Source organism: Actinacidiphila sp. bgisy145 (assembly GCF_057708125.1).
In genome coordinates this window covers 127,001-152,269 of sequence record NZ_JBYIRL010000012.1, presented here as the reverse complement: position 1 = coordinate 152,269, position 25,269 = coordinate 127,001, and the positions used below count along the sequence as shown (strand labels likewise).

Below are 25,269 nucleotides of genomic sequence, written 5' to 3'. Positions count from 1 at the left end.
TGATGTCCCGGAACGAACGGCGCCCTCCCCTGGAACGGCGGCTGATCCTGTCCTTCGGGATCCTGTCGCTGGGTACGGGGATGTCCACCTCGGTACTGGCGGTCTACCTGGTGCGGCAGCTCCATGCGAGCGCGGGTGCCTTCGGTGTGACGATGAGCCTGGCGGCCTTATGCGGCATGGTGTCCGGCCCGCTGGCGGGGCGTCTTGCCGACAGCGGCAGTGCCCGGCGTACCTACGCCCGTCTGGTCTGCACGATGGCAGCCGCCACCGGACTCCTCGCGGTGGTGAACGCCTGGACGGCGTTCGGTCTGATCTGCCTCCTCTTCATCTGCGGTCGGGGCAGCGGCGCTGTCATGGGCGCGCTCGTGCGGCGTGAGATCTCCGCCGACCGCCGGGTTCGTTATCGGGCCATGGTGAAGACCGTGAGCAACGCTGCGATGCTCATCGGTCTGAGCCTTGGGGGAGTGGTCCTGTCGGTCAACTCGTTCGCGCTGTTTCGTACGTCCTTCGTCGTCGAGGCCGTGACACTGTGCACGGCGGCTTTCCTCGTCGCCACCGCACCCAGCGGATCTCCGCAGACACTGATTGCCGATGATCCGGCCGACCAGAGCACAGCCGCGGAAACTGCGGACATCGCAGGAGCACCGAGCCAGACTGGGCGCCGCACGGTGTACCGAGACGGCCGTTTCCTTGTACTGGCAGCACTCAATGCCTTCCTCCTGCTCTACTCGTCCGTGTTCTCCGTCGCTCTGCCCCTGTGGATCTCGGCCCAGGCGTCGTCCCTGCTGTGGCTTGTCTCGGTGGTCTCAGCCCTCAACATCGGTGTGGTCCTCCTGCTACAGGTTCCGGTCTCCAGGAACCTGAGCGGTGCGGTGGCCGCAGTACGGGCCGGCCGACGCGGCGGCATCCTGCTGGGCGGCGGCCTCGCCATGTTCGCGGTTGCCGGATCCGTGCACGGCACCGGTCCCAAGGTAGCGGCGATCGTTCTGCTGAGTCTCCTGGTGGCCGGCGGAGAGGTGCTGTACTCAGCCGCGTCCTGGGAACTCGTGTACACACTTGCGCCGCCCGAGTCGGTGGGAGAGTACCAGGGCGTCTACAACATGGGGCTGGACGTGAGCATGCTGGTCGCACCCGCGTTGTTCGGCTGGCTGGCCTCGTCCCGGCACACTGCCGCATGGCTCGTGATGGCAGGGCTCTTCGCCGCCTGTGCACTGCTCCTGCGTTCGATCGCGGGCAGAGGCATGCAGAAAGGCCACAGCGGTACGGAAGCGAGCCGCGACGTGGTGGAGGCTACTCGATGACCGCCCACCGAGCGCCGGCCACGCGTCGCGAACTGGCCTTGGTCCTCAGGGAGGCCGGCGGTCGCCTTGATGATGTGGGCTTGGCAGAACTCCAGCCGCGCGTTGACGACTACGTTCGGCGCCTGAACTCCGCTTGTGCGGGCGAACGTGCTGTGATCGCTCTGACGCAGGAAAGTGCGGAGGACTTCTTCGCGGTCGTCCTCGCCGCTTGGCTGACCGACTCCGTCCCGTTGCTGTGCGCGAGCCTGACTGATGCGCCGCACGGCCGGCTCGGAGCCGAACTGTCGCCCACAGCACGTGTGTGCCGGCCGGCGGGTTCCGACGCCGTTGTGGACGGGGACTCGACCGCCGTGCTCCATATGACGTCGGGTTCCACCGGTCGGCCCCGGATCGCCAGGCGGAGCTGCGCCAGTGTCCTGAACGAGGCGGCCGGGTACCGCGCACGGCTCCTGCTCAGCCCTGACGACACCGTGTACGTGCCGATACCGTTGACCCACTCCTACGGTTGGGGCGTGGCGTTCGCTGCCCTCATGGCCGGCGCCCGGCTCGACGCGCGCCGCCTTGTACATGCCCGACGGGCGGCGGCCCGAGTCGAAGCCGCGAGTGTCGTTGCGCTCACGGCTCCGATGGCTGACCTGCTCGCCTCCACGCCGACAACTCCGTCCGCGGGGCCGCGGATCGTGATGGTCGGCGCCAGCCGTGTCAGCCGCGACCTGGACGAACGGTTCGCTGTCAGGTTCGGCGTCCGACTCACCCGGAACTACGGATGTTCGGAGACGGGGCCGACCTTCATCGGCGCGGCCGGACTGCCGGAGAACGCCGTCGGCACGCCCATGCCGGGAGTGGCGGTCCTGGCACCGGAACCAGGAGCGGAAGGCGAGCTGCGCCTGCTCCTCGACGCTCCTGCCGAGGGGTTTCTGGGTGCGTGCGATAAGCCCGTGACGCAGTGGGCCACCGGCGACTTGGTGAGGAGGGGACAGGACGGCGTGGTGACGTTCCTGGCCCGGCTGCACTCTTCTGCGAGGCTCAACGACAGGACGGTGGACCTCGATGGCTTGTGCCGCGCGATACGCCACGTACCCGGTGTCGTGGATGTCTTTCCCGTTGTTCTGGCCCGCTCTGCCAGTGAGACCGAGGATCTCTACGCCGTCGTGCAGGGTACGGGAGTCAACCGGTCGCAGGTGGAGCAGAGCCGTTCGGCGTTCCCCGCGGGTACGGGCTCCGTCCGGCTGGTCTACTGCGACATGTTGCCGACGACGGTCAGCGGCAAGGTCGACCGGGCCCACATGATCAAGATTATCGACGCTGAATGGCCTGGGCGATGACCGCGAATTCACCCGACCGGGAGCAGATGCGGCGCATCAGGTACGCGATGGCCCAGATCGTCTCCGTCCGCCTGGAGCGCAGCGGTGTCCGCGGAGTCCTGGCTGACGCCTTGTCGGATGACATGCGGCTGGGCCGGGTCGACTTCGCCGCGCTGGGACTGAACTCCGTCGACTGGATGGGCCTGGCAAGCGAGGTGGAGGACGCCTTCGAGATCGAACTCCCTGACGCGGCGCTCCTGGACGGGGCCCACCGGTCCGTCGCGGGATGGAGCGAGCACGTACACCAGTTGATCCGGCCGCAGACGGCCCTCCGCATCGAACCGGAGCACGGCATCGACACCGATGCGTGCGGGAGGAAGGACGATCCATGCGAATGACAGAGCGAGGCGAGCGCTACGTGGTGTACGACGACTTCCTTCCGTCCGAGATCTTCGACCAGGCAGTGGAGCTGATGGAACGCTCGGCGCTGAGCGAGACCGGAAGCGTGATCTCCGCCGAACTGGACGGCCCGGCGCACCGGACGCGCGGCATGCACTTCCCCGCCTCCATCGGCGAGACCGCGAGTGGACGACCAGCTGTTTTCACCCGCGTCACCCAGGCCGTACGCGCCGAAACCGGGGTGTTCGGCACAGCTGGTCATGACTGGGACAGGCTCACCTTCACATTCTGGCAGTACCCCGCCAACAGCCGACTGGGTTGGCACAACGACGCCGGGCGCGGCCGCTGTGGAGAGTACATCGTCTATCTGCACCGTGAGTGGGACATCTCATGGGGTGGTGAACTGATGCTGCTCGACCGTGAACCGCGCACGCTCCTGTCGGCAGCCGACAGTGGACCGCAACGGGGGGAAACGGCCACGAGCGAATCCGCGGGCCTGGTGAACAGGATCCTGCGGACATGCGAGGTGAGCCCGGTCGCTGTCCTTCCGCGCCCCAACCGTCTGGTGATGGTCCAGTCGGACACCCTGCACACTATTCGGAGGGTGGACCAGACCGCCGGCGAGAACCGGAGGTGTTCGTTGACCGGCTTCGCGTACCTGAACCAGAAGTTTCAACCCGAGTCTGCGCGCAGCCGTGACGTTGCCAGGAACTCCATTCTGAACAGCGTAATCGCCTGAGCTGATCATCCGGGCCGGCGTCCGCAGGCCGGTACGCCATTGATCTGCCCCTTCCTTCTCCGGAGGAATTACCATGAACGCATCACGGTCGGTCGCCGCAGACATGGGGCGGCTGCATATCGTGTCCAAGGAGTTGGAGCCCCGCAGGCTGGAGTCGGGCGGAGCCGGAAAACAGTACACAGCCTTCGAAGTCAATGCGCTCTCTCCTCTCATCGGGGCAGAGATACGCGGAGTCGACCTGTCCCGACCGATGGACGTCGACACCCTGGATGAACTGAAACGGGCCTTCCTCGATTGGAAGGTCCTGTTCTTCCGCGGTCAGAACCTCACGGGCCGTCAGCAGGCTGCGTTCGCCCGGAACTGGGGGGAACTTCAGGAATCCCACCCTCAGCGGAGAGCAGAGATCAACGAGGTGGCGCGCTTGGAACACGACGAGGCCAACCCTGGAAGCGAAAACATCTGGCACAGCGACGCGTCATTCCATGAGGCGCCTCCGCTCGGCGCTGTCCTGCGTGCCGTCGATCTACCGCCGCTCGGCGGGGACACCTTGTGGGCTGACACGGCGGCTGCCTACGACGGACTTCCGCAGGACATCAAGAAACGCATTGAGGAGCTCCGGGCGGTGCACGAACTCCCCGCGGCGAACGGCGGCATCGCTGTTCTGCTCAAGAGCATCAACGCACGGAGCGGACGTCGTCCGGTCGAACATCCGGTGGTGCGGACGCACCCGGAGACGGGCCGCAGGTCCTTGTACGTGAATGCCGCCTTCACTTCGTATATCGTCGGCCTCTCCGAAGGCGAGAGCGAAGAACTCCTTGGCCGTCTGCTGCACCAGCTGTACTACCCGGAGTACCAAGTGCGCTTCCACTGGGAGGCAGGCTCGGTGGCCTTCTGGGACAATCGGACGACCGTTCACTACGGGGTCAACGACTACTACCCCCATCACCGTTTGATGGAACGTGTCGTTATCGCTGGCGACCGTCCGAGGTGACCGTTCCCGCCGTCGCTCGGAGAGCCGTCCAGGCCGAGGCGAAGGGGAGTGCCGCGGGGCGCGTGGTGAATCGGGGTGGTGGTGGCGCTCAGCGGGAGGCAACCGCCACCTCGGCGGTGGGCCACGATCTCGGCAGCGACGGCGACGGCGGTTTCCTCCGGACCGCGAGCGCCCAGGTCGAGTCCGATCGGCGAGTGCAGCTGCGCGAGTTCGTTGTCACTCAGGCCCGCTTCCCGTAGGCGCCTGAGGCGGTGGCGGTGTGTACGGCGAGAGCCGATCGCCCCCACGTAGCCCAGCGGAAGGCGCAACGCCCGTGTCAGCAGTGGGACATCGAACTTCTCGTCGTGCGTCAGGACGCAGACAACGGTGCGGCTGTCCAGGCGCCCCGCACGGTACTCCGTGTCGAGATAGCGGTGCGGCCAGTCGGAGACGACCTGGTGTGCCTGGGGGAAACGCCGGGTGGTGGCGAAGACCGGGCGCGCATCGCACACCGTGACGTGGAAGCCGAGAAACGCCCCGATTCCGGCTACTGACGCGGCGAAGTCGATGGCCCCGAAGACGAGCATGCGTGGCGCCGGCGCGTATGACTCGACGAACAACGTGATACCGGCCGCCTCGTCATGAGGCTCGCACGGGTCGCCGTCGGGTGCCAGCACCAGGCTGCCGGTGCGCCCGGCGTGAAGCATCGCCAGGGCCTGGGCGGCGACGGCGGATTCCAGCGTGTCGTGACCCGACGGGATCATAGGCCCCGTCCCGCTGTCCGGCCCGGCACTGACAACGACTGTTCTGCCCACGAGGTCCGACCGCACCGCAGGAGCCCGGATGACGCGTGCCACCGCCACCGGCACGCCGCCGGCGATACAGGTCAAGGCCGTGATGAGGCCGCAAGCGGCAAGAGGCGGTACTGGGTGGACGAATATCTCGAGGGTGCCGCCGCAACTCAGGCCCACGGCGAAGGCATCGTCGTCGCTGTAGCCGTAGGACTCCAGTATCGGGCGGTTTGAGGCGATACTCTCAAGACACAGTTCGTACACCGCGCCTTCCACGCATCCGCCGGAGACGCTGCCGATGACCTCGCCGTTGGCGTTCACCGCCAGTGCCGCGCCCGGTTCTCGCGGGGCACTGCCGCGCGCTCCGACCACCGTTGCCACTGCGAATGCCTGGCCGCTCGTGTACCACGCGGCGAGTTCCTCCGCGATGTCGTGCACGGCTGTTCACGCTCCTTGTCATGTGCGGAGGGCGTAGATCGCGGCCTGGGTGCGGTCGCCGAGCCCTGTCTTGAGGAATATTGCCGTGAGGTGGTTCTTGACCGTTTTCTCTGAGATGTTCAGCTTTCTGGATATGTGCCTGTTGCTGAGCCCGCCGCCTACGAGGCGCAGCACCTCCGTTTGCCGGGGAGAGAGGTTTGCCGCGCCAATTCTTGGTGCCGGGGAGTCGACGTGGGATGTTGAACCATCGGTCGCCTGCTGCTCCATGCTTTCATGCCCCTCGTTGTCTGTATCAGTAGAAATCCGATCCATAGGAGGCGCGATGAGCGGATCACATTTTTTCAGTATGATCGCGCGTGCGTCAACGTAGTTTTTCGGTGCATGCCTGGCTTGTTGTTTTCTCGCCATGTGGTGGCTGAAATAGCATCCACTATCGCCATGGGACCAAAGTCCTATTGATATGTCCCCGCCAAGTGCGTGAGGCTTGATTCACGAGTGCAGTCGGGGGCGGCGGGAGACGGTACTGACTCGGCGATGATGGAATATGCGGAATTCGTCGCTCCGGACAGCTTGTGCCGCGATGGTCGGAATGCTCGGATTGGCCGAGGTTCCACGAGGGCGCCGGAATCCGTACGATTTTCCGAAGCGCCGAGAGGATCGCAAAAATGAGCCTGAATTCAGCGGGTCCATCTGTTCTCTTCGTCGATGGAGAGAGGTTGTCGTCCTTCTCCAGAGAAATCTTCCTCGACCTGGCGAGAGCCGATCAGCGGCGTTGGGCTCATATCTATCTTCGAGGCATCCTTTCTGCTTCCGGAAAGAAGACGATCCGCAACATCGCGGGGCCGCGCGCCTCGCTCTCCGATGCGCAGTCGCTCCGTCAGTTCATCAACCAGAGCACTTGGTCGTGGGAGTCCGTTGCGCGACGCTGTACCCCGGTGGTCTCGAGCAGGATGTCTCCGGAACTGTGGGTACTGGACAGCGTGTTCATTAGGAAGCGCGGTGAGGCGTCGGTGGGCGCCGGCCGTTGGTTCGTCCGGCGGCTCGGCCGGACGATCAACGGCCAGATGAGTGTCGGACTCTTTTCTCTCCTCGCAGGAGTCGAGTGTTCCGGTTGACTGGCGGATACTGCTGCGCGGGCGATGGATGGTCGATCGAGGGCTGCGCGAAAGTGCTGGCGTGCCGGAGGAGTACCGTCTGGAGCACGGATGGGAAGCGGGCGCCGATCTGGTGGACCGGGCGATCCGCATCGGTGGGCTGCCCCGGCGCCCGGTGGTCGCGGACTGCACCGGATGGCCCGGAGCGGGACGGTTGATCCGCGAACTGGCCAAGAGGGAAGTCGAGTTCCTCATACGCGTTGACCCGTCCGCGCTCCCGGGGGAAGGACAGACTGCCGCAAGTCCAGGGATGGTGACCAGCACCGTCGTCCAGTCGGCCGATCGCAGCGCCACGTCCTCGGCGATGAGGATCGTGACGCAGCAGATGATTCAGCGTGGCGGCCCTGCGCGCCACTGGGTGACGAACATCGAGCCGTGGGACATGCGCATCCTCGGTCAGGCGCAGCTGGTGCTGCGTCGGCACAGCCGGGACATTGAGCGGCTGGAAACCGACTTCGGCGTTCACGACTTCGGGGGGCGCTCCTTCGGCGGCTGGCACCGGCACCTGGCTCTGGTGTCGGCAGCCTTCGCGTTCTGGGTCCTGGAGAGGCCAGAACCTCGGACGGTGCACCGTGAGGCGGGCGCCCGCGGGTACCAGGCCAGAACCGAGCGGCGGCCGACGACCGCTTGCCGTGTCCCAGACATGGTGGCCGTGCCCTGGCAGCACCAGTAGGGCGACCGTGATCATGCGTTCGGAAACAGGAGCCTCTCCGGTGCGATCGGTAGTTGCCGGACCCGGATGCCAATCGCGTGGTGGACCGCGTTGGCAATGGCTGCTGCCACGCCGACGGCTCCGAGCTCACCGACGCCGCGTGCCCCGATGGTGCCGCTGAGGGGGTCGTACTCCTCCACGAACTCCACCTCCACGCCGGGCACGTCGGCTTGGACCGGCAGGAGGTAGCCGGCCAGGTTCTTCGACACGAACCGACCGAGTTCCGCATCTGTGTGTGACTGCTCCAGCAGCGCCTGCCCTATACCCCACACCATTCCGCCGATGATCTGGCTACGGGCGGTGAGCGGATTGATGATCCGTCCGGCGCTGTACGCACCGACCATGCGGCGTACTCGCGTAAGCCCGAGCTCGGCGTCGACCGCTACCTCGGCGAAGACTGCTCCGAACGTGTGCATCGACGAGCCGTTGTCTTCGGGGCTCCACTCGCCCTTTCCCCAAAGCTGCTCCGTGCCGTTCTCTGCCAGGCAGCGGATCATCTGCTCCCAACGGGCATCGGGCGACCTGGCGGACGACGGGTCGGGGGGATCGGCCGTACTGCCGCTGATCGCGGCCAGGCGGTTCAGAAGGTCGGCGGCCGCCGTGCGTACTGCTGATCCCACGCTGAGCGTGGTGGACGACCCGGCGGACATCCCCGAGGCCGGCAGGCGGCTGTCGCCTAGGCGTACAGTGACCTGCTGCGGAGGGCATCCGAGGGTCTCTGCAGCGATCTGGCCCAGTACGGTGTAAGTGCCTGTTCCTATCTCCTGGCTGCCCGTTTCCACCCGCACCGCCCCGGACTGGTCGACACCCACCCGCGCCGAGGCCGGGAAGGCATACTGGTTCATCAGAGCCGTCGCCATGCCCCAGCCGATGTACTCGTGGCCCTCGCGCCGGGCACGCGGCTGTGGGGGACGCTCCTTCCAGCCGAAGATACGGGCACCTGTCAGGTAGCAGGCGCGTAGTTCCTTGGAGCTGAAGGGTCTGCCCGTGGTCGGATCGGTCTCTGCGTAGTTTCGCAGCCGTAACTCGACCGGATCCAGATCGAGTTCGTCTGCGAGTTCGTCCATCGCGGATTCCAGGGCGAACATTCCCGGGCCCTCGTGCGGGGCCCGCATCGGGGTCGGCACGATAGTGGCGACCGGTGCCACCCGATGGGTTGTCTCGATCGCTGGACACGCATACGCAGTCCGGGTGCCAGTGGCAGCAAGTTCAGGGTACTCGGCGTAGCGCGCGGTCTGGTTGACCGATGCGTGGCGGATCGCCAGCAGCTGTCCGTCTGTCGCCGCCCCCAGGGTGACGGCCTGGAGAGTGGCCGGCTGATAGCCGTGCGAGGTGAAACTCTGCGCACGGGTCAGGATAAGTCGGACACCTCCGCCCACTGCCCGGGCGGCCATGGCGGCGATGATCTGATGGGGCCAGACGTGGCCCTTGCTGCCGAAACCGCCGCCGGTCCAGGGGGACAGCACACGCACCAGTTCCGGTGCGAGGCCGAGGGCGCTGGCTACAACCGCGCGGACATTGGCTACTCCCTGTGTGGCGTCGTAGAGGGTGAGCCCGGCCTTGTCGTCCCAGTGGGCGGTTGTCGCAGCTGGCTCCAGGGCGTTGTGGTGCCGGTTGGCGGTCCGGTAACGGCGTTCGAGGACGACATCGGCCGCGAGTAAGCCGGCGTCGACGTCCCCCACGGAGGTGTCCGCAGGACCTCAACGCGGTATGGGAGTGGGCCGCCATGCGTCGCCGAGAGCGTCATCGAGCACCGTAGGGACGGGCTCGCGGTCATAGGCGATGCGCAGCTCCTTCGCTGCCGCCTTAGCCTGCTCGAGGTGCTCGGCGACCACGACAGCCACTGGTTGGCCCTCGTAGTGCACATGGTCGTTCTGCAGCGGAAGCAGCCGATGCATATACAGCCCTTGCGCCGGTGACAACCGAGGCGCGTTGAGGTGGGTCAGCACAGCCACTACGCCCGGTGAGCATTCAGCGGGACCCGTCTCGAGCACCGAGATCCTTCCGCTCGGCACGGTGGCGGTGACGAGGAACGCGTGCCGCAGCGGATCAACCGTCTGGTCGGCTGCGAACTTTGCCCGGCCGGTCACCTTCGCCACGGCGTCCGTGCGGGTGACCTTGCTGCTGCTCACTTGCTGACCGCCCCTCTGCCTCTAAGCTCCAGCAGCGCCCGGCATGCCGCGCGCCGGGCCAGCTCGATCTTGAAACCGTTGCTCTTCAGCGGGCGGGCGTCGGCCAGGGCCAGCGCCAGTGCTTCCCGCACCACCGACTCGGTCAGTTGCCTGCCCACCAGGTACCGCTCGACTTCGTACAACCGCCAGGGCCGGGCGGCTACTCCGCCTAGGCAGATCCGGACGTCGCGGATCATCGTCCCGTCCGCCTCCACGGCGACGGCCGCTGACACGAGGCCGAACTCGTAGGGCGCGCGTTCCCGTACCTTCAGGTAGCCCGAGCACGCAGCGGCGGGAGAAGGCGGTACCCGGACCGCGATGACGATCTCGTCCGGTTCCAGCACGGAGTCCCGCTCAGGGGTCTCGCCCGGCAGGCGATAGAAGGCAGCCAGCGGTACGGTCCGGCTGCCTCGCGGTGAATGGATGGTTAGTTCCGCGTTCAGGGCTACCAGCGCGACGGCAAGGTCGGAGGGATGGCAGGCCCGGCAGGCATCGCTCCAACCGATCACCGCCAGAGTCCGGTCATAGCCGGAGCGTGCCGCGCAGCCTGAGCCCGGCTGCCGCTTGTTGCACGGAAGCTTCGTCTCCGCCCGGTAGTACGGGCAGCGCGTGCGCTGGAGCAGGTTTCCGCCGATCGTCGCCGCGTTGCGGATCTGCGGGGATGCGGACAACTCCAAGGCTTCGACGACGGCGGGATACCCGGAGCGCAGAGCCGGATCTCCCGCCGCGGCGGACATGGTGGTGAGGGCGCCTATCCGCAGACCGTTGCCGTCGGCCTGGACAGTGTCCAGCGGTAGCCGGCCGATGTCGACGAGGACAGCCGGACGTTCGATCCCCTCCTTGATCAAGTTGACCAGGTCAGTGCCGCCGGCGATGAGCCGGGCAGAGCGGCCGTACTGGGTCAGTGCGGCAAGCGCGGTGGAGGTGTCCGCCACCCGCAGGTAACCGGGCTCAGGCACTGGTGCACTCCGTCCGGGTACGTGCGGCGGCTATCGCTGACACGATCTGCGGATAGGCGGCGCAGCGGCAGATGTTGCCGCTCATCCACTCCCGGATCTCGTCCTCCGAGTCGGCATGGCCCTCACGGATGCAGGCGGTGGCCGACATGATCTGGCCGGGGGTGCAGAAACCGCACTGCAGGGCGTCGTGGGCGACGAACGCCTGCTGCACAGGATGCTCGCCGTCCGGGCCGCCCAGCCCCTCGATGGTGGTGACGGACCGTCCGTGGTGCTGCGCGGCCAGAGCGAGGCAGGAGTTGATGCGCAGCCCGTCGACGTGCACGGTGCACGCACCGCACTCGCCGCGGTCGCAGCCCTTCTTGGTGCCGGTCAGTCCGAGGCGGTCGCGCAGAAGGTCCAGAAGGGTCATCCCGGCGGGTGCCGACAACCGACGTGTTGTCCCGTTCACCTCCAGAACCACCTCTGCCTCTTCCGGGGAGGGGCCGGGTGCCATGGTGCTGCCTCCTTCGGTTTCGACGGTTGGGCCGGGCTATACCTGCTGGCCGACGGGCAGAGCCCAACGCGCGTGGACAAGTGCGCCCAGCAGGCCCGCGGCAGCCGCCGCGGGGGCGATCCAGGAGAATCCGGCGGACGAGAGCAGAACACCGCCTGCCGCGGACCCCAGCGACGTGCCCAGGTACATGAAGCTGCTGTTCCATGCCATGACCGAGCCGATCTCGCGCCCGAAGGCATGCATCAGTTGGGACTGGAATGCCGGAAGGCAGGGGAAGGCGCTGAGGGCGAACAGCCCGAGGACGAGCAGCAGCAGCGCAGTCGGTGTGTGGAAGGCCAGGACCAGGAGCACTTCGAGGACCGACAGAGATACGAGGCTGCCTGCGACGACCCTCGTCGCGCCGTAGCGATCGGCCAGCCGGCCCCCGCTCAAACTCCCCGCGACGGCGCCGACTCCGTAGATGATCAGCGCCGCGGCGACCATGCCGGTTGACAGGTGGGCGTTGTCGGTCAGCGCGGTGCCGATATAGGTATAGAGGCTGTAGACGGAGAAGGCCCACAGTCCGGTGACGGACACCGCTCGGGCCTTGCGGAGGGAACTGCTGCGCGCAGTCGCCGTGGTAGCCGGGGTGGAGCCCGGGGCGCCGACTGCTCCCACGCTGCGCCAGGAGAACAGGTTGACCACGACGAGGACGAGCGCGACCCCGCCGATCCCGAAGAAGGTCTCCCGCCAACTCAGCAGTGAAGCGACGGCGGTGCCGGTGGGTGCGCCGGTGGCGAGCGAGATCAGGAAGCCCGACGCAGCGACGGCAAGCCATCCCGCGCGGCGTTCGGGCGGAGCGGCCAGCCCGACCAGGGTCTGCACGGATGGCGTGACGGCGGCAGCCGAAAGGCCGGCGAGAACCCGAGCGGCCAGCAGCAGACCGAACCATGGCGACAGACCGGTCAGGGCGTTCGCAAGGCCGAAGAGGGTCAAGCCTCCGATGAGGACGGTCCGGCGGCCGACCCGATCGGCGAGGGAGCCGATGATCGGAGCTCCGATCATGTACGCGAGCGAGAACGTGGTGACCGTGACTCCGGCCACGGAGGCGGAGACGTGGTACTGGTGTGCGATCTCCGGTAGCAGGGGTGAGACGACGAACAGATCGGTACCGATGACGAGAAGGGTGACGAAGGCGACCGCGAGGCTGCGGCGGCCCTCAGGCGCCGGCGTCGGCTGAGGCGTCGCGGACGCAGGTGGCTTTAAGTCCGGGCTTGTCATATGCGCAACCCTAGCATTTTACTTAGCTGGATATGTACTTGCCGGAGAATTATTTCCTGGCTCTTCTGTCAGATACAGTGGTGCGATGGACGGAGAGGACTCCATCGACAGGATGCTGGGGCAGTGGTCATGGAGGACCCATGACTTGCCGCTGGAGCAGATGGCCGTATCCAAGCGCATCACGCGGATGGCGCGCGTCCTGGAGGACCTGGCCACTGCGTGCCTTGGCCCGCTCGGCATGGACCGAGGAGAGTTCGACGTGTTGGCCACCTTGCTGCGCAGCGGACCAGCCGGTGAGACGACGCCGACGGAGCTGACCCGCTGGCTGCTCATCTCCGGCCCTGGCCTCACCAAGCGTCTCGGGCGCCTCGAGGAGCGCAGACTGATCAGCCGTCGGCTGGACCCGAACGACCGCCGCTCCCTGCTGGTCGCCCTGACCGGCGAGGGCAGGGAACTGGCCGAGCAAGGTGTGCGGGCGCACGCGAAGGCGACGGCCGATCTCTTCGAAGGAATCTCGTCCGAGCAGCGGGACCAGCTGAGTTCAGCGCTGCGTGGGCTGATCCTGGCAGCGGAGGCATCGTAGGCAGCGCCTCCCTGCGAGAGACGGGATGCTGGCGACTCAGCGGGTGCCCGATAGCGAGAAGCCGCTGATCGAAGCGAAGAACCTGCTGCGCTTCTCGGCCTCTTCCAGGGGCCGCCACCAGGAAGCCAGTTCCTCCCGTGTCCAGTCGAGCCCGCCATGGGCCACTGCCGTATTCACGAACTCGCCCAGCGAGGCCTGGAAGAAGGCGAAGGACATCCGCACGGTGTGCGGTTTCAGGGACACCCCGGCCACACCGAGGTCAAGGAACCGGCTCTCCAGGGAGCGGGCGTTCCAGCCGTGCCGATGGTTGTCGCAGAAAGCGTGGACCGCGGCGCGAGTCGCCGCTCGGTCCGGGTGATTCACGGCCAAGGTGTCGAAGTCGTAGTCGAAGATTGCGATGCGTCCCCCCTTACGGGTCACCCGCAGCGCTTCGCTGTCTGCGTCGTCCAGGTCGGGGCAGTGCTGCCGGACGAGTTTGACCCGCACCCGGTCGAACGACTCATCCGCGAATCCGAGCCGCCGTACGTCCCCGACTGCGAACTCGACCGGCAGCGGTGAGCCGATGCTTCGCCTGCGTGCCTCGTCGACCATGGCCTCGCTCAGGTCGATACCGGTCACCCGACCCTCGGGACCCACCAGCGCAGCAAGTTCCCGGGCGTCGTCTCCCGTGCCGCACCCGATGTCGAGGACGTGCTTGCCGGTGAGCGGTCCAAGTCCCTCGGCGAGGGCACGCCTCACCTCACCGTACTCGGGCAGCGAGTTGGCCAGGTCCATGAAGCGGATGAACCAGTTCGAGTCCTTCGCCGAGTCCACGCGGGTGAACTCGCCGGAATGCTGAAGTCCGGTGTTGGCGTACACGGTATCGGTTCTCCTTGTGTTGTCGTGGGGCGGTTGCTTGCCGCGACCAGGGCTGATGAGATACGAAGCAGGGTTCGTCAGACGACGGCCGCCGCGCGGTCGGTCTCCATCCGCTTGTCGATACCGGCGTACTCCTGCCGGCCGAGAGCGATGGCCTTGTCGAGCGGCATCACCACGGGAAAGTCGAACAAGTCGACGATCCTGTCGAGTCGTTCGGTGAAGGACCCACTGACCACGTGGTACGGAATCTGCAATTCGTCGAGCGTGCCGAGCAGTCTCGCGTCGCAGTCGTCCCGGAAGGCGGAGTTCATCGGCCGGTGGCCGTCTGCGCGCAGCGGCAATTCGTTGGCCAGGTGGACATAGCAGTCGAACGTCGCTTTCACATGCTGCTTGAAGGCGTGCCCGTATTGGGCGACCACCGCCTCGAAGAAGCGCATCTCCGGAGTCAGCTCCTCCTCCGGTATCCGCTCGAGGTGGTCCGTGGAGGACGGGTCCATGCCATACGTGAGGCGTGTGGCCGCGTAGATCCACTCCTGTAGCGACGAGCCGTCGGAGATGAACTCGTCGAACTCGGTTTCTGCGACCGCGCGACCGACGTGCCGGCGCATGGCGAGCTGAAGGTACTCGGCCGGGGTGACCTGGGAGAGCGTCTTCCCCGGAACAGCTGCGGGCATGATCTCCCGGATCGTCGCGGCGAGGGTGCGGGGGATGCCGGTGTAATGCGCCAGCGTCATGACGGTCAGGGTCTTACCGGACGAGTACGTACCGGAGACTGCCAGTTTCAAGGTTTCGGCTCCTTACGGCGTTCCCGCGGCGTCGGTCGCTGCGGTCTTCTCGGGCAGTTCATGGGCCAGCGAGCAGCGCAGGCGGATGCCGGCCGACTCGCCGGATATCTCGGTGTTCCGCCAGGACCTGCCGTGCAACGGCAGGAGATGGGAACCGGTCACCTTTGCCATCACCTGATGCGGCGATCCGGGACTAGCGGCGACTCGCGGACGGGCGGCGTCCAGGGAAGTTCGCAGCATCCAGAGGGTGTTGCTGTCGCTCCGCCGGATGTTGTCCATCTCGTACATCAGCACTTGCGCGAGCTGCAGGCAGGCGACGAAGCAGTCGACGGGGGAGAAGGCCGGAGATGTCGAGCCCTCGATCCCGTCCGGCATCGCCTTCGCTGGTTCCATCAGCACCGAGGCGTGCGCGGAAAGTCCTTCGGTATCTGCCGTGACATCGGCCAATCGCTGGCCACCTAAGGCGAACCCGGCGCCGTAATAGCGTGTTTCGGCGGGACCGAGCGCGTCCTCGAGCCATCGGAACTCCGCCGGTCGGGCGGTACCCGCCGGGGCCGCATGGATGATCTCGTATCGCGCCCGCATCACCCCGATACGGCATTCGTACACCGACACACACATGCCCGGTGCCTCTGGCAGCGGTGCGGTGCCACGGAGCCAGGCGCCCGCCGACAGGTCGGTGAGTTCCTCTTGCGGGGCCGTTCCGGCGATGAGCGTGATCCGACGGAGCTGGGCGGTACGTCGCTGCTCCGGGCCGAGGCCGTAGCCGTATGCCAGATGGGCCTCGGCCAGTTGGACGCCCAGGACGAGAGCGTCGATGCTACTGACGTGCGGAGGCACGTCGATCTCGTCCTTTTTTCTGGACCAGTCGCCGGGATATCCGATGGTGATCCGCGCCGTGACGACCTGGTCTGCCTCGGTTGCCGGGAAGACGCGCACGTCACCGACCTGATGTGACGCGCGGCGGTACCCCGAGCCGAAGAAGCGCTGCTCCGCCGGGCCGAGGTACTCGTCGATCGAACGCAGGCGGAGACGGGGGCCGACCGCACTCATGCCGCCTGCTCCGCGCGGCTGTGCAGCGCGCGTTCGTAGACGGTGACCAGCTCGTCCACCGTGCGCGAGTCCGCCAGCGTGGCGGTCCCTTCGGAGAACGGATCGATGCCGAGCTCCGAGGCGAGCTGTATGACCAGCCGCGCCAGCATGAGGGAGTTCAGGCCGATGTCGATGAGGCTGTCGGTGCCACGGTAGGAAACGCTCCCCCAGGCGTCGTCGAGATTGTCCTGCGGGTCGAGCTCGTCGAGGTCGTCCAGGAGGATCATGCCGATCCTCCTGCGTACGGTGCTTGTCAGCTCTTCACGTGTCAGCATGAGATGCCTCCGTCAATGACAAGGGACTGCCCGGTGATGAACGCGGCAGCCGGAGAAGCAAGGAAAACGACCGCCTCCACCACTTCCTCGGTCGTGCCGAGTCGGCCCAGCGGAGTGCGCCGTTGGATGCGCTGGCGGTTCTGGCCGGTGACACCGGCGGTCATCTCCGAGTCGAAAAAACCCGGAGTGACGGTGCAGACCCGGATACCTGCCGGACCGAGCTCCCGGGCCAAGCTCCTGCTCAACCCCTCCATCCCGGCCTTGGCGGCGGCGTAGGCGGCGACTCCGCGGTAGCCGCGGATCGCGTTGATGGACGACACGGTCACGACCACGCCCTCGCCGGCCCTGGTCATCGACCGCGCGCATGCCTGGGTCAGCTCGACCGGGGCCAGCAGGTTGGCCGTCAGCAACTCCCTGACCTCGGCCGAGGCCATGGTCAGGAAGAGCCCCTGGTGCAGCACGCCCGCGTTGTTGATCAGCAGATCAATCCGGCCGAACTGGGCGTCGACGGTCTCGACGAAGGTGCGTGTCGCACCGGGCTCCAGCATGTCCGTGGACTGCCATAAGAATGTGTCGGGGTGGGACTCGCGCTGTTTCTCGATGAATTCGTTCGCGTCACGGCTGAAAGTCGCGACACGCCAACCATCGGTCAGGAGCCGCTCCACCAGCTTCCTGCCGAGGCCGCGGCTACCGCCGCTGACGACCGCCGTGCGCGGTTGCGCGACTGCGGGGCTCACGACAGCCTGCGCATCTTCTTGAAGCGCTCGTTGTGCTGAGGATCTTCCGAAACCTCCACGACCGACGGAACCTTGAAGGGCTCTAAGCGCTGCCGGCATGCCTTCCGCAGCCTGCGTTCCACGCTTTCGCCAGGCTCTTCCGTGACCAGCCTCACGACTGCCTTCACCGCCATTCCGGTGACTGGGCTGGAAATTCCATAAACTGTGGCGTCGGCAACATTTTCGAGATCCAGTAGGACGCCTTCGACCTCGGCTGGATAGACTTTCTCACCGCCTACATTGATGATTTCCGAACGGCGCCCAAGTATCCGGATGTAGTCGCCTTCTACTTGAACGATGTCCTGCGTGTCGAAATATCCCTCGTCGTCGAACGGCGCTGGCGCGTTGAGATAACCGATCATCGCCATCTCGGAGCGTATCCAGAGGGTTTCGTTGACGATTTTGTAATGGAATCCATCGCCACCGATTCTGAGCCAGACGGTGTCATTGCTCTTAGACCGGGTGGGTAGGATGCCCAGTTCGGAAAGACCGTACGTCTGCTTGAACCGGACTGTTGGCAGCTCCTCCCCAAGGCGCTGCAGCGTCCTTTCGGGCATTGGCTCGGTGCCGTATGTGACGAGTTCCAGAGACGATGTGTCGTGGCGTGTCGTCGCGCCGGAGACAAGAGCCATCCCGAGGAAGGTCGGGGTGGTCGGCAGCACTTGGACGCGGTGTCGGGCGATCGCGGCGAAGATCATGTCAGGAGTTCGCTCCGACACGGTGATCACGGTGCCGCCCTGGCTCAGGGTGTGCAGCAGGGTGTTGATCCCGCCGATGTGGTCGAGACTGAGGAACGAAAGGATACGCAGCGGTTTCCGCACCGACTGATAGCGGCCCAGTACCTTGGCGAAATCCAGCACGGACGCCTTGCTGCGCCCGGTGGTGCCGGAGCTGAACAGCACGAGTCCTGGAAGGCCGTCCAGTCGTAGTCGGCGGTACAACTCGTGATCACCTGTACGCCCCGTCGATGAGGTTCGGCGTCCGCCGTCGGCGTGTGCTTCGAGCGTGACTTGCACCTGTGCGGTGTCGAGGAAATCCGTGCGCTTGGCTGCCGGAAGGTGCCCGAGCGGGACGACGACAGCGCGGCGTCTGATCAGGGCGAGCAGGGCGGCGCAGGCGCCGACAGAGTACCCGCCTTCCAGGCTGACCACGGTCCCGGGGCCGACCGCCTGGGAGTCCAGATAGCGCTCCCAGTCCTGGACGGCCTCCAGGAGTTCCCCGTACAGGAAGCTGCCGTTCTCGGATATCAGAGCTTCGCTCGAATCGAAGGAACGCAATCCGTCCATGAACCGGTCAATATTTCTCAAGTGACTACCGGTCATTCGTGGTCTCCCTTTTCCGGGGTGCGGCCTGGAGTCAATGCTGCCTGGCGCGCCGGGGGTTCGCAACGCCTCTCTGGTGGGTGCCGGCTAGTTGTCGGACTTGCCCAACTCGCAGTCCTCTGCATTGGAGACTCTTGGTCGCACGGTGCGGATTGTTCTATGACTGGTGCCACCGCCGACCGAGAGGAGTCGCAGCATGGCAGTCCCTTCTGGAGTATCTGCGGAATCCAGGAAGCAGCGCATCGCGATGCTCTTTGAGAACATCATCACGCGCGGCGAGCTGCATCTTGCTGACGAAGTGTTCGACGAGGATTTTCACTGGCCGCAGTTCGACCTGCATGGTCCGGACGGTGTCCGGACCTGGGTGCGCGCCTTCCGTTCGGCATTTCCGGACATCAAAGACATGGTGCGGGAACAGATCTCGGAAGGTGACGTCGTGGTGACCCGAGTCGTATGCGAGGGTACCCAGCTCGGCCCGTTCCGCGGACTGCCGCCCAGCGGCCGCGCAGCCACCTTTGCCGCCATAGGAATCGACCGGTTCCGTGAAGAGAAGGTGATCGAACGCTCGGCGTGGTTCGACATGGCAGACCTGATGCGCCAACTGGGCCACGAGACGCTGACGATAGGGCCGGCGGCGAAGCCCTAACCGGTGGTGTGGAACTGCCGGGAATGACCATAGGAGGGCGTCGTGAGCCCTTCACATGGAGACCGCCGGGCCACTGCCGGACCGGCGACGGAGCGGAGAGGCGGGCGTATGGCGATGGCGACGATGAGGGCGATGAGCCAGGACGAACTGGGCGGCCCCGAGCTGCTGAAGGAGGTGCGGATCGACCGGCCTGTCCCGGGGCCGTCCGAAGTCCTGGTGAGGGTCCATGCGGCCGGCATGAATTCGAGCGACTGGAAGCACCGGAAATCTCCCGGCTTCCTCGGACGGCTTCCTTTGGTCCTCGGCTGGGATGTGTCTGGTGTCGTCGAGTCCGTCGGCGTCGGGGTGTCCTTGCACAGGGTCGGTGAGGAGGTCTTCGGCATGCTGCCCTACCCCCACGGCCACGGTGCTTTCGCCGAGTACGTCGTTGCTCCCGCCCGTGCTCTGGTGCGGAAGCCCGCCGGGCTGGACCACACCCGGGCCGCTGCGATCCCCCTCGCCGCTCTGACCGCCCGCCAGGCGCTGGTCGACACGGCCGACATCCAGCCTGGTCAACGAGTCCTGATCCACGCGGCTGCCGGCGGAGTCGGCCATATCGCGGTGCAGATTGCCAAATCGTTGGGTGCCCACGTGATCGGCACCGCCAGCGCGGCCAAGCACGACGCACTGCGAGCGCTCGGTGCCGACGAACTCGTGGACTATCGCACCGAGGACTTCGAGGCCGCGGTCAGTGGGGTCGACGTGGTGATCGACCTCATTGGCGGCGACTACGCGGCCCGTTCCCTACGGACGCTTCGCAAAGGGGGCGTAGTTGTTTCCCTCGTGCTCTCGAATACCCGCGCACTGACGGAGACTGCCGCTGAGTTGGGCGTACGTCACCAACTGATGTTGGTCGAGTCGGACCAGGCGGGCATGCTCGCGGTGGCGGAGCTGGTGGAGGCTGGCTCACTCCGTCCCGTCATCGAAGCGGCCTTCCCTCTGGAGCGGGCTGCGAAAGCCCATGAGCTCGGTGACACTGGCGGGGTCTCCGGCAAGCTGGTCCTCACTGTCCGATGATCCGGCCCGAGCCTGATTCCAGCGGAGTCCCCGGTACTTCGATGGGCGGGCTCAGCTTCGACGGGCGAACGGTGAGGGGCCACCGGCCGAGTGCGGCCGTTGTCCGCGCGGTACCAGGGAGTTGATTCGTGGGGTCCTGGTTCTCTACCGGACTGATCGCTTCCGCACGGGACTGTCTGCCCGCAGTCGGACGAACGTCACACCGCCGTCACGCAACCGCCGCCGTACGACGGCTCACCGGGCCATCGCCGCCGCCGCCGAACCTCACGGTTCCTCGCGGGGCAGCAGGGACCCCAGCGGACCCAGGTCGAGGTTCAGATCGCTCATGGACAGCCCGTAGCGCTCGCAGAGCTCCGCCATGCGGTCCTGGAGAACCATCAGCGTCAGGCCGATCCGCTCCTCCTGGTCCTCGCTGAGGCCGCCCTGGTCGACCCGGTGCAGGGCGGTGCGTTCCATCAGCTGCCGGAGCAACTCCACGATGGTCAGCACCAGCTTGACCAGGTCGCGTTCCACCGTGTCGGGGTCCGTCGCGAGCCGCGTGGCGAGCCGGTCGCCCACGTCGGACACGGCGGCATCCCCGGGCCTGGCGGGCGCGAGGTCGAAGGCTCTCGCCGCCGCCTGCGCCACCTCGTTCCACCGGGTGTCTTCGCTCATCGTTCCTCCTCCCGTCGGGGTCCCGCCCCGGACCGCCGTCACCGCACGGTCGGCGTCCAGGGCGGCGGCGCGTCCGGTCCGAGGGAACGGATCACCGCGCGCAGGTTGATGTGCACAAGGTCCACGTCGGCGATCGACAGGACCAGGTCGCCGGTGACCACCGCGCCACCGGTCAGCAGGCGGTCCAGCAGGTCGATCAGCGCGACCTGCCGGTCCGCGGCCGGGGCGGGCGGCGCTCCGGCGCGGGCGGAGCCCGCCGCGTCACCGGCCATGCGCGTCCTTCGGCCCGGGACCGGCGGGTTCGGCCGCCGCGAACGAGTACGGCGCCCACGGCCCGGTGACCTCCACCCGCGCGCCCGGCGCCTCACCCTCACGCGCCATGGCGTCGAGGCGGCGGACCGCGGCGCAGAAGGCGTCCCCCCGGGCGGAGGGGACGAGGAAGGCCAGGTTCGCCACGTTCTCCCCGGAGTCGGGAGCGAAGTGCCCCTGGTGCGGACGGTGGCTGACGCCGGCCACCGCGAACTCGCCCGCCGTCCCCAGCACCCTCTCGGTCAGCGCCTGGGCGCACCGGTGCGCGGTGTCCCGGTCGTCGCGCTGCGCCCGGCGGCGGCGCAGGTAGGCCCGCCCGGGGCTCTCGGCCGCCGCGGGGGCCGGGGGAGCGGCGGCCTCTGCCGAGGCCGAGCGCCGGGCCCGCCCGGCATCCGTGAAGACCTTGACACCCCACTCCAGCGTGCCGTCCACCCGGGCCAACCGGTCCTCGAACCAGGCGGCTCGCTCCGCCAGCATGCGCGCCACGCTCTCGTCGTCGCGGTGGACCGTGGCCAGGCGCATCGGCAGGACGACCGCGGTGGCGAACGCCGCGGCCACCACGTCATGGTGGGCCCGGGCGGTGTCCTCCAGGGCTGCCAGGTCCTCCAGTTGGGCGCGGAAGCCCTCCTCGCCGTACCGGTCCGCCGGGACATCGGCGACCAGCGCCCCGAGACCCGCCTCCCGCACGACGTGGACGGGGGCGCCCGCCACCCCGGCGGTGCCGATCCGTCCGACGGCTTCGCCGAGCGCGGGGGTGTCCCGGCCGACCGCGTAGACGTAGGAGACGTCGGTCCGCTGTCCGTTCACCGCTCACCCTCCTCACGGTCGGCCGGCCGCGGGGCGCCGTCGGCGGCGCTGGCGGAGGTCTCCCTCAGGCGGGCGATCTCCGCGCGCAGGCGGTCGTTCTCCGCGGCGAGCGGGTCGTGGTGGGAAGCCCGGGAGGACGGGGAAACGCCCCGGTCCGCCTCGGCGCCCGCGTCCCTTCGGCCTGCCCCGGAGGAGAGCGACGGGTCGTGCTCCCACCAGTCGATGCCCATCTCCTTCGCCTTGTCGACCGAGGCGACGAGCAGCCGGAGCTTGATGGTCAGCAGTTCGATGTCGAGCAGATTGATCTGGATGTCCCCCGCGATGACCACGCCCTTGTCCAGCACCCTCTCCAGGATGTCGGCCAGGTTCGCGGTCGAGGGGCTCTGGCCGTACGGGGAGGCCGTGGCGGGCGACCCCAGACGGCCGGCCAATGAATCGGACATATGCCTCAACCCTGTCTCGGTCGGGACCCGTCAGCGGCGGGCCGTGGCGGGACGGCGGCGCGGTCGCCGCGCCGGCTCTTCCTCCGGTTCCTCCAGTTCCTCCGGTTCGGCGTCCTCGGCGTCCTCGGCGTCGTCCGGCCCGTAATCCTCGGCGTCGTCCTCGGGCAGGTCCGCGTCCTCCTCCTCGGGCAGGTCCGCGTCCTCGGCGTCGTCCTCGTCCTCGGGCAGGTCCGCGTCCTCCCCGATCTCGTCGTCGGCGAGGTCCTGCTCCGGCAGTTCGTCGTCGGGAAGCTCGTCGTCGGCGCCGTCGGTGAACTCGGCTTCGTCCGCGTCCGGGTCACGCTCGTCGTCGCGGTCCCGGGCGTCCTGCCCGCCGTCCTCGTCCTCGACCGCCTGCTCGTGGCCGACGGTCACCTTGCCGTCGTGGATCTCCCCGCGCCAGCCGTCGGCGTCCTCACCGCGCATCATGACGAACTTGCGGTAGAGCTTGAGGTCCAGGCGGGCCCGACGGCCCTGGGCCCGCCATATGTTGCCCGTCTTCTCGACAAACCCCTTGGGGAAGTACTCCAGGACCAGCAGCACCCGGGTCAGGTCCTCGGTGATCGGGTGGAAGGTCACCACACCCTTGACGGTGCCCTTGGCGCCTTCCGTGGTCCACGCGATCCGCTCGTCCGGGATCTGCTCGGTGACGTTCGCCCGCCAGCTCCGGGTGGACTTCGCGACCTTCACCTTCCAGTTGGTGGTGGTGTCGTCGGCCTTCTCGACGCTGACCACGCCCTTGGCGAACGTGCTGAACTCCTGGAACCGCGTCCACTGGTCGTACGCCTGGCGGACCGGCACCCCGACGTCGATGTCCTCCACGATGGTGACGCTCTTGGACTTCCCGCCGCCGCCCCGGCCCTTCCCCGACCCGCTGAACAGGCCCTTGACCTTCTCCTTCACGGTGTCCTTCAGGTGGGCGGTGCCAGCGGCGGTCAGCGCCTGGGCGGGGGACTTGCCCTCGCTGATGGCCTTGCCGCCCTTGGCCAGCGGGCCGGCCAGGCCGCCGCCGCCCTCGCCGAGCCGGCCGATGCCTTCACCGAGTCTGGCGCCCAGACCCTCCACCGCCTTGACCGCACGGGCCTGAAGGTAGTCCCGCACCTCCGTGCGCAGCCGTTCGACCTCGGGGTTGCCGGTGACGGACTCGCGCAGCGTACGCGTCGCGGACTCAGGCATCGTCGCCCCCTTCCCGGCTGCCCCGGCGGGCTGCCCCGGCGGACCCCGAAGATCCCGAAGACCCCGAAGATCCTGAGGACTTGGCGGATTTCGCCTTGGCGGCCGTCCTGCGGGCGGTCCCCGGCGCCTTGCCCGCGGCCCGGGCCGCCGGCTTGCCCCGAGTTGCCGCCTTGCGGGCCGGAGCGGCGCCCTTCTTACCGGCCTTGCCGGCCGCGGACCCCGTACGGCGGACGGTACGGCGGGCCGAACCGCCGTCCTCCCGCGGCTCCTCCTCGTCCTCGTCGCGGTCCTCGGCGTCGTCCTCCCCGCTCGCGCCGCTCCGCAGACCGGCGGTGCGCTCGTGCAAGGAGTCGGCGAGGCCGGTGACCCGCTTGGCCAGGGCGTCCTTCGCGGCCGTGGCGGTGGCCTGGACGACCTGCTCACGCGCCTGGCCGCCGAGTTCGCCGAGCACCGGCGACTTCATCAGCGTCTGCCGGAGCGCGTCCGGGTCCAGCCGGAACTTCCGGCCGACCAGGAACGTGCCCAGGCCGATGGCCAGTCTGGCCTTCTTGGTGCGCCCCAGGAGGTATCCCCCCACCAGGGCCGTGCCGATCTTCGCGTTCGTCATCATCGTCTGCGTACCTCGGTTCCTTGCGATCTGTGTGATCTGTGCGATCAGCGGGACCCGCGCGATCAGCCGGGGTCGGGCAGCTCCCGCCGCCGGGCCTCCAGCCACTCCAGCCGGTCGAGCAGTTCGTCCTCCCGCGCGTCGAACTCCGCCTCGTCGATCCGGCCTTCCAGCAGCGCCCTCTCCAGTGCGGCCAGCTCCGCGCGTACGGGCGCGGGGTCATAGGTCTCGCGCTCCGCCTGGGCGATCACCTGGTCGAGGACCCACCTGCTCCCGCGCAGCGGCGCGAGCGGAAACGTGAGCAGACCGGTGATCAGCCCCATGGCGGAACTCCTTCGCACGGTGCCAGAACCGGCCGCTCGGGCCGGGCCGGCGGGGATCGGACGGCTTGGTCGGACGCAACTGACGTGTGGTCAGCAAGAGTTGACGGATGGTCAGACGAAGCTGTAGGGCGGCAGCGGGCCGTTCAACGTGAACGCGTAGCCGGTGCCCCGCCGGTCGGCCTCGTCCTCCACCGCGCGGACGAACTCCTCGGCCCGGTCCTCGCTCACCAGGAAGGACGTGTTGAGAAAGCACGCGGCGGTCGGCTTCGCGTCGCTGCGGCCGGCCGCGCGGGGCTCCAGCCCCGCGATGATGCCCACCGCGTCGTGCTCCTGCCGGTTGCGGGTCTCGACGGCGAGGAGTTCGCCGAGGGCCACCTTCCGCCCGGGGTCGCCGGGTTCGGCGCGCGTGAGCTCGTTGAGCCGGCGCGCCTCGGGCACCTCGGCGACGATCTGCCGCAGCAGGTCGTCCTCGTCCCTGGTGACCTTCAGGTTGTACTCCCGGCAGCCGTCGAGTTCGGCCAGCCGCTCGGTGTACCGGTCGGTGTCCGCGGCGATCGCGGCGACGGCCTGCTCGTCGTCCGGGGCGACCAGGCCGAAGCGCATCGGCAGGACGGCGCCGTCCTGGAGCAGGCGGTCGAGCACCCGCTGGTGGGCCAGCATGTCGCGCCGCTTGGCCCGCAGGCCCTCGGGCACGTCACTGGCGACGGCCGCCAGCCGGTCGGCGCGCAGCACCCGTATCTCCTGCGCGGGTTCGCCGACCCCGGCGGTGCCGTCCAGGCGCAGCGGGTGCTCGGCGCCGACGATCGCGTAGATGTACGTGGCCACCG

General features: G+C 67.6%; 31 protein-coding genes. 10 read left to right on the top strand and 21 right to left on the bottom strand.

Features of this window, described 5'->3' with window-relative positions; genetic code table 11:
* The first annotated feature begins 2 nt into the window (after positions 1–2).
* The 5 genes from AC3ERT_RS13675 to AC3ERT_RS13655 all read left to right on the top strand — a co-directional run bounded on the left by AC3ERT_RS13675 (position 3) and on the right by AC3ERT_RS13655 (position 4,734).
* Complete coding sequence (locus AC3ERT_RS13675; protein ID WP_435174221.1) at positions 3–1,301, top strand: MFS transporter; 1,299 nt, start codon at positions 3–5, stop codon at positions 1,299–1,301.
* A complete protein-coding gene (locus AC3ERT_RS13670) occupies positions 1,298–2,626 on the top strand; it encodes an AMP-binding protein (RefSeq protein WP_435174219.1) in 1,329 nt (442 codons plus the stop codon). The genes AC3ERT_RS13675 and AC3ERT_RS13670 overlap by 4 nt, the downstream gene beginning before the upstream one ends.
* A complete protein-coding gene (locus tag AC3ERT_RS13665) occupies positions 2,623–3,003 on the top strand; it encodes an acyl carrier protein (protein ID WP_435174217.1) in 381 nt (126 codons plus the stop codon). Before AC3ERT_RS13670 ends, AC3ERT_RS13665 begins: the two co-directional genes overlap by 4 nt.
* A complete protein-coding gene (locus tag AC3ERT_RS13660) occupies positions 2,994–3,743 on the top strand; it encodes a 2OG-Fe(II) oxygenase (RefSeq protein WP_435174215.1) in 750 nt (249 codons plus the stop codon). Before AC3ERT_RS13665 ends, AC3ERT_RS13660 begins: the two co-directional genes overlap by 10 nt.
* 73 nt (positions 3,744–3,816) lie before the next feature.
* Positions 3,817–4,734 carry a TauD/TfdA dioxygenase family protein gene (locus AC3ERT_RS13655; RefSeq protein WP_435174213.1) on the top strand — a complete coding sequence of 306 codons (918 nt, stop codon included), beginning with the start codon at positions 3,817–3,819 and terminating at the stop codon, positions 4,732–4,734.
* Here the strand turns inward: AC3ERT_RS13655 and AC3ERT_RS13650 are convergent.
* Entirely contained in the window at positions 4,686–5,942 is a 1,257-nt protein-coding gene (locus tag AC3ERT_RS13650; RefSeq protein ID WP_435174212.1) for an XdhC family protein, read from the bottom strand. The genes AC3ERT_RS13655 and AC3ERT_RS13650 overlap by 49 nt on opposite strands.
* 18 nt (positions 5,943–5,960) lie before the next feature.
* A complete protein-coding gene (locus tag AC3ERT_RS13645; protein ID WP_435174211.1) occupies positions 5,961–6,209 on the bottom strand; it encodes a response regulator transcription factor in 249 nt (82 codons plus the stop codon).
* A gap of 398 nt (positions 6,210–6,607) precedes the next feature.
* Here AC3ERT_RS13645 and AC3ERT_RS13640 point away from each other — a divergent pair, with 398 nt between their 5' ends.
* Both AC3ERT_RS13640 and AC3ERT_RS13635 read left to right on the top strand, forming a co-directional pair.
* Entirely contained in the window at positions 6,608–7,057 is a 450-nt protein-coding gene (locus AC3ERT_RS13640; protein WP_435174209.1) for a transposase, read from the top strand.
* Between the two features lie 28 nt (positions 7,058–7,085).
* The gene (locus AC3ERT_RS13635; RefSeq protein ID WP_435174207.1) at positions 7,086–7,769 is read left to right on the top strand and encodes a hypothetical protein; all 684 of its coding nucleotides are present in this window, start codon (positions 7,086–7,088) and stop codon (positions 7,767–7,769) included.
* Positions 7,770–7,780: 11 nt separating this feature from the next.
* On the opposite strand, the gene AC3ERT_RS13630 is transcribed toward AC3ERT_RS13635, so the two are convergent.
* From AC3ERT_RS13630 to AC3ERT_RS13610, 5 genes are read right to left on the bottom strand one after another with little or no spacing between them, the layout of a single operon-like run.
* Positions 7,781–9,490, bottom strand: a complete 1,710-nt coding sequence (locus tag AC3ERT_RS13630; RefSeq protein WP_435174205.1) for a xanthine dehydrogenase family protein molybdopterin-binding subunit — start codon at positions 9,488–9,490, stop codon at positions 7,781–7,783.
* 18 nt (positions 9,491–9,508) lie between these two features.
* Entirely contained in the window at positions 9,509–9,940 is a 432-nt protein-coding gene (locus AC3ERT_RS13625; protein ID WP_435174204.1) for a hypothetical protein, read from the bottom strand.
* Positions 9,937–10,938, bottom strand: a complete 1,002-nt coding sequence (locus AC3ERT_RS13620) for an FAD binding domain-containing protein (protein WP_435174203.1) — start codon at positions 10,936–10,938, stop codon at positions 9,937–9,939. Before AC3ERT_RS13620 ends, AC3ERT_RS13625 begins: the two co-directional genes overlap by 4 nt.
* The gene (locus AC3ERT_RS13615) at positions 10,931–11,431 is read right to left on the bottom strand and encodes a (2Fe-2S)-binding protein (RefSeq protein ID WP_435174202.1); all 501 of its coding nucleotides are present in this window, start codon (positions 11,429–11,431) and stop codon (positions 10,931–10,933) included. Before AC3ERT_RS13615 ends, AC3ERT_RS13620 begins: the two co-directional genes overlap by 8 nt.
* A gap of 36 nt (positions 11,432–11,467) precedes the next feature.
* Positions 11,468–12,691, bottom strand: a complete 1,224-nt coding sequence (locus AC3ERT_RS13610; protein WP_435174200.1) for an MFS transporter — start codon at positions 12,689–12,691, stop codon at positions 11,468–11,470.
* An 85-nt stretch (positions 12,692–12,776) separates the two neighbouring features.
* Between AC3ERT_RS13610 and AC3ERT_RS13605 the strand changes: the two genes are divergently transcribed.
* Positions 12,777–13,274, top strand: coding sequence for a MarR family winged helix-turn-helix transcriptional regulator (locus AC3ERT_RS13605; RefSeq protein ID WP_435174199.1), 498 nt, complete (start codon positions 12,777–12,779; stop codon positions 13,272–13,274).
* 36 nt (positions 13,275–13,310) lie between these two features.
* Here the strand turns inward: AC3ERT_RS13605 and AC3ERT_RS13600 are convergent, their stop codons facing one another.
* The 6 genes from AC3ERT_RS13600 to AC3ERT_RS13575 form a co-directional block, all read right to left on the bottom strand.
* The gene (locus tag AC3ERT_RS13600) at positions 13,311–14,132 is read right to left on the bottom strand and encodes a methyltransferase domain-containing protein (RefSeq protein ID WP_435174198.1); all 822 of its coding nucleotides are present in this window, start codon (positions 14,130–14,132) and stop codon (positions 13,311–13,313) included.
* A 77-nt stretch (positions 14,133–14,209) separates the two neighbouring features.
* Positions 14,210–14,917: an AAA family ATPase gene (locus AC3ERT_RS13595; RefSeq protein ID WP_435174196.1), complete on the bottom strand. Its 708-nt coding sequence runs from the start codon at positions 14,915–14,917 to the stop codon at positions 14,210–14,212.
* A gap of 12 nt (positions 14,918–14,929) precedes the next feature.
* Positions 14,930–15,970 carry an AvrD family protein gene (locus AC3ERT_RS13590; RefSeq protein WP_435174195.1) on the bottom strand — a complete coding sequence of 347 codons (1,041 nt, stop codon included), beginning with the start codon at positions 15,968–15,970 and terminating at the stop codon, positions 14,930–14,932.
* On the bottom strand, positions 15,967–16,284 hold the full coding sequence (locus AC3ERT_RS13585) for a phosphopantetheine-binding protein (protein ID WP_488180730.1): 318 nt from the start codon (positions 16,282–16,284) through the stop codon (positions 15,967–15,969). Before AC3ERT_RS13585 ends, AC3ERT_RS13590 begins: the two co-directional genes overlap by 4 nt.
* Positions 16,278–17,021, bottom strand: coding sequence for an SDR family NAD(P)-dependent oxidoreductase (locus AC3ERT_RS13580; protein WP_435174191.1), 744 nt, complete (start codon positions 17,019–17,021; stop codon positions 16,278–16,280). The genes AC3ERT_RS13585 and AC3ERT_RS13580 overlap by 7 nt, the downstream gene beginning before the upstream one ends.
* The gene (locus AC3ERT_RS13575; protein ID WP_435174190.1) at positions 17,018–18,382 is read right to left on the bottom strand and encodes a class I adenylate-forming enzyme family protein; all 1,365 of its coding nucleotides are present in this window, start codon (positions 18,380–18,382) and stop codon (positions 17,018–17,020) included. The genes AC3ERT_RS13580 and AC3ERT_RS13575 overlap by 4 nt, the downstream gene beginning before the upstream one ends.
* Positions 18,383–18,578: 196 nt before the next feature.
* On the opposite strand from AC3ERT_RS13575, the gene AC3ERT_RS13570 reads away from it, so the two are divergent.
* Together AC3ERT_RS13570 and AC3ERT_RS13565 are read left to right on the top strand one after the other, a co-directional pair.
* Positions 18,579–19,028 (top strand): ester cyclase, encoded by a 450-nt coding sequence (locus AC3ERT_RS13570; protein WP_435174189.1) that lies wholly within the window; start codon positions 18,579–18,581, stop codon positions 19,026–19,028.
* 114 nt (positions 19,029–19,142) lie between these two features.
* Entirely contained in the window at positions 19,143–20,084 is a 942-nt protein-coding gene (locus tag AC3ERT_RS13565; protein WP_435174257.1) for an NADP-dependent oxidoreductase, read from the top strand.
* A 264-nt stretch (positions 20,085–20,348) separates the two neighbouring features.
* Here the strand turns inward: AC3ERT_RS13565 and AC3ERT_RS13560 are convergent, their stop codons facing one another.
* The 8 genes from AC3ERT_RS13560 to AC3ERT_RS13525 form a co-directional block, all read right to left on the bottom strand.
* On the bottom strand, positions 20,349–20,738 hold the full coding sequence (locus AC3ERT_RS13560) for a gas vesicle protein K (RefSeq protein ID WP_435174188.1): 390 nt from the start codon (positions 20,736–20,738) through the stop codon (positions 20,349–20,351).
* Positions 20,739–20,776: 38 nt separating this feature from the next.
* Entirely contained in the window at positions 20,777–21,010 is a 234-nt protein-coding gene (locus AC3ERT_RS13555) for a gas vesicle protein (RefSeq protein ID WP_335979085.1), read from the bottom strand.
* Positions 21,000–21,854, bottom strand: coding sequence for a GvpL/GvpF family gas vesicle protein (locus tag AC3ERT_RS13550; protein WP_335979086.1), 855 nt, complete (start codon positions 21,852–21,854; stop codon positions 21,000–21,002). Before AC3ERT_RS13550 ends, AC3ERT_RS13555 begins: the two co-directional genes overlap by 11 nt.
* Positions 21,851–22,297 carry a gas vesicle protein gene (locus tag AC3ERT_RS13545; protein ID WP_435174186.1) on the bottom strand — a complete coding sequence of 149 codons (447 nt, stop codon included), beginning with the start codon at positions 22,295–22,297 and terminating at the stop codon, positions 21,851–21,853. Before AC3ERT_RS13545 ends, AC3ERT_RS13550 begins: the two co-directional genes overlap by 4 nt.
* A 30-nt stretch (positions 22,298–22,327) precedes the next feature.
* Positions 22,328–23,512 carry an SRPBCC family protein gene (locus tag AC3ERT_RS13540; protein WP_435174185.1) on the bottom strand — a complete coding sequence of 395 codons (1,185 nt, stop codon included), beginning with the start codon at positions 23,510–23,512 and terminating at the stop codon, positions 22,328–22,330.
* Positions 23,505–24,122, bottom strand: a complete 618-nt coding sequence (locus AC3ERT_RS13535) for a hypothetical protein (RefSeq protein ID WP_435174183.1) — start codon at positions 24,120–24,122, stop codon at positions 23,505–23,507. Before AC3ERT_RS13535 ends, AC3ERT_RS13540 begins: the two co-directional genes overlap by 8 nt.
* Before the next feature lie 62 nt (positions 24,123–24,184).
* Complete coding sequence (locus AC3ERT_RS13530; RefSeq protein ID WP_435130046.1) at positions 24,185–24,442, bottom strand: gas vesicle protein GvpG; 258 nt, start codon at positions 24,440–24,442, stop codon at positions 24,185–24,187.
* A gap of 111 nt (positions 24,443–24,553) precedes the next feature.
* Complete coding sequence (locus tag AC3ERT_RS13525; protein ID WP_435174181.1) at positions 24,554–25,267, bottom strand: GvpL/GvpF family gas vesicle protein; 714 nt, start codon at positions 25,265–25,267, stop codon at positions 24,554–24,556.
* Positions 25,268–25,269 lie beyond the last annotated feature (2 nt).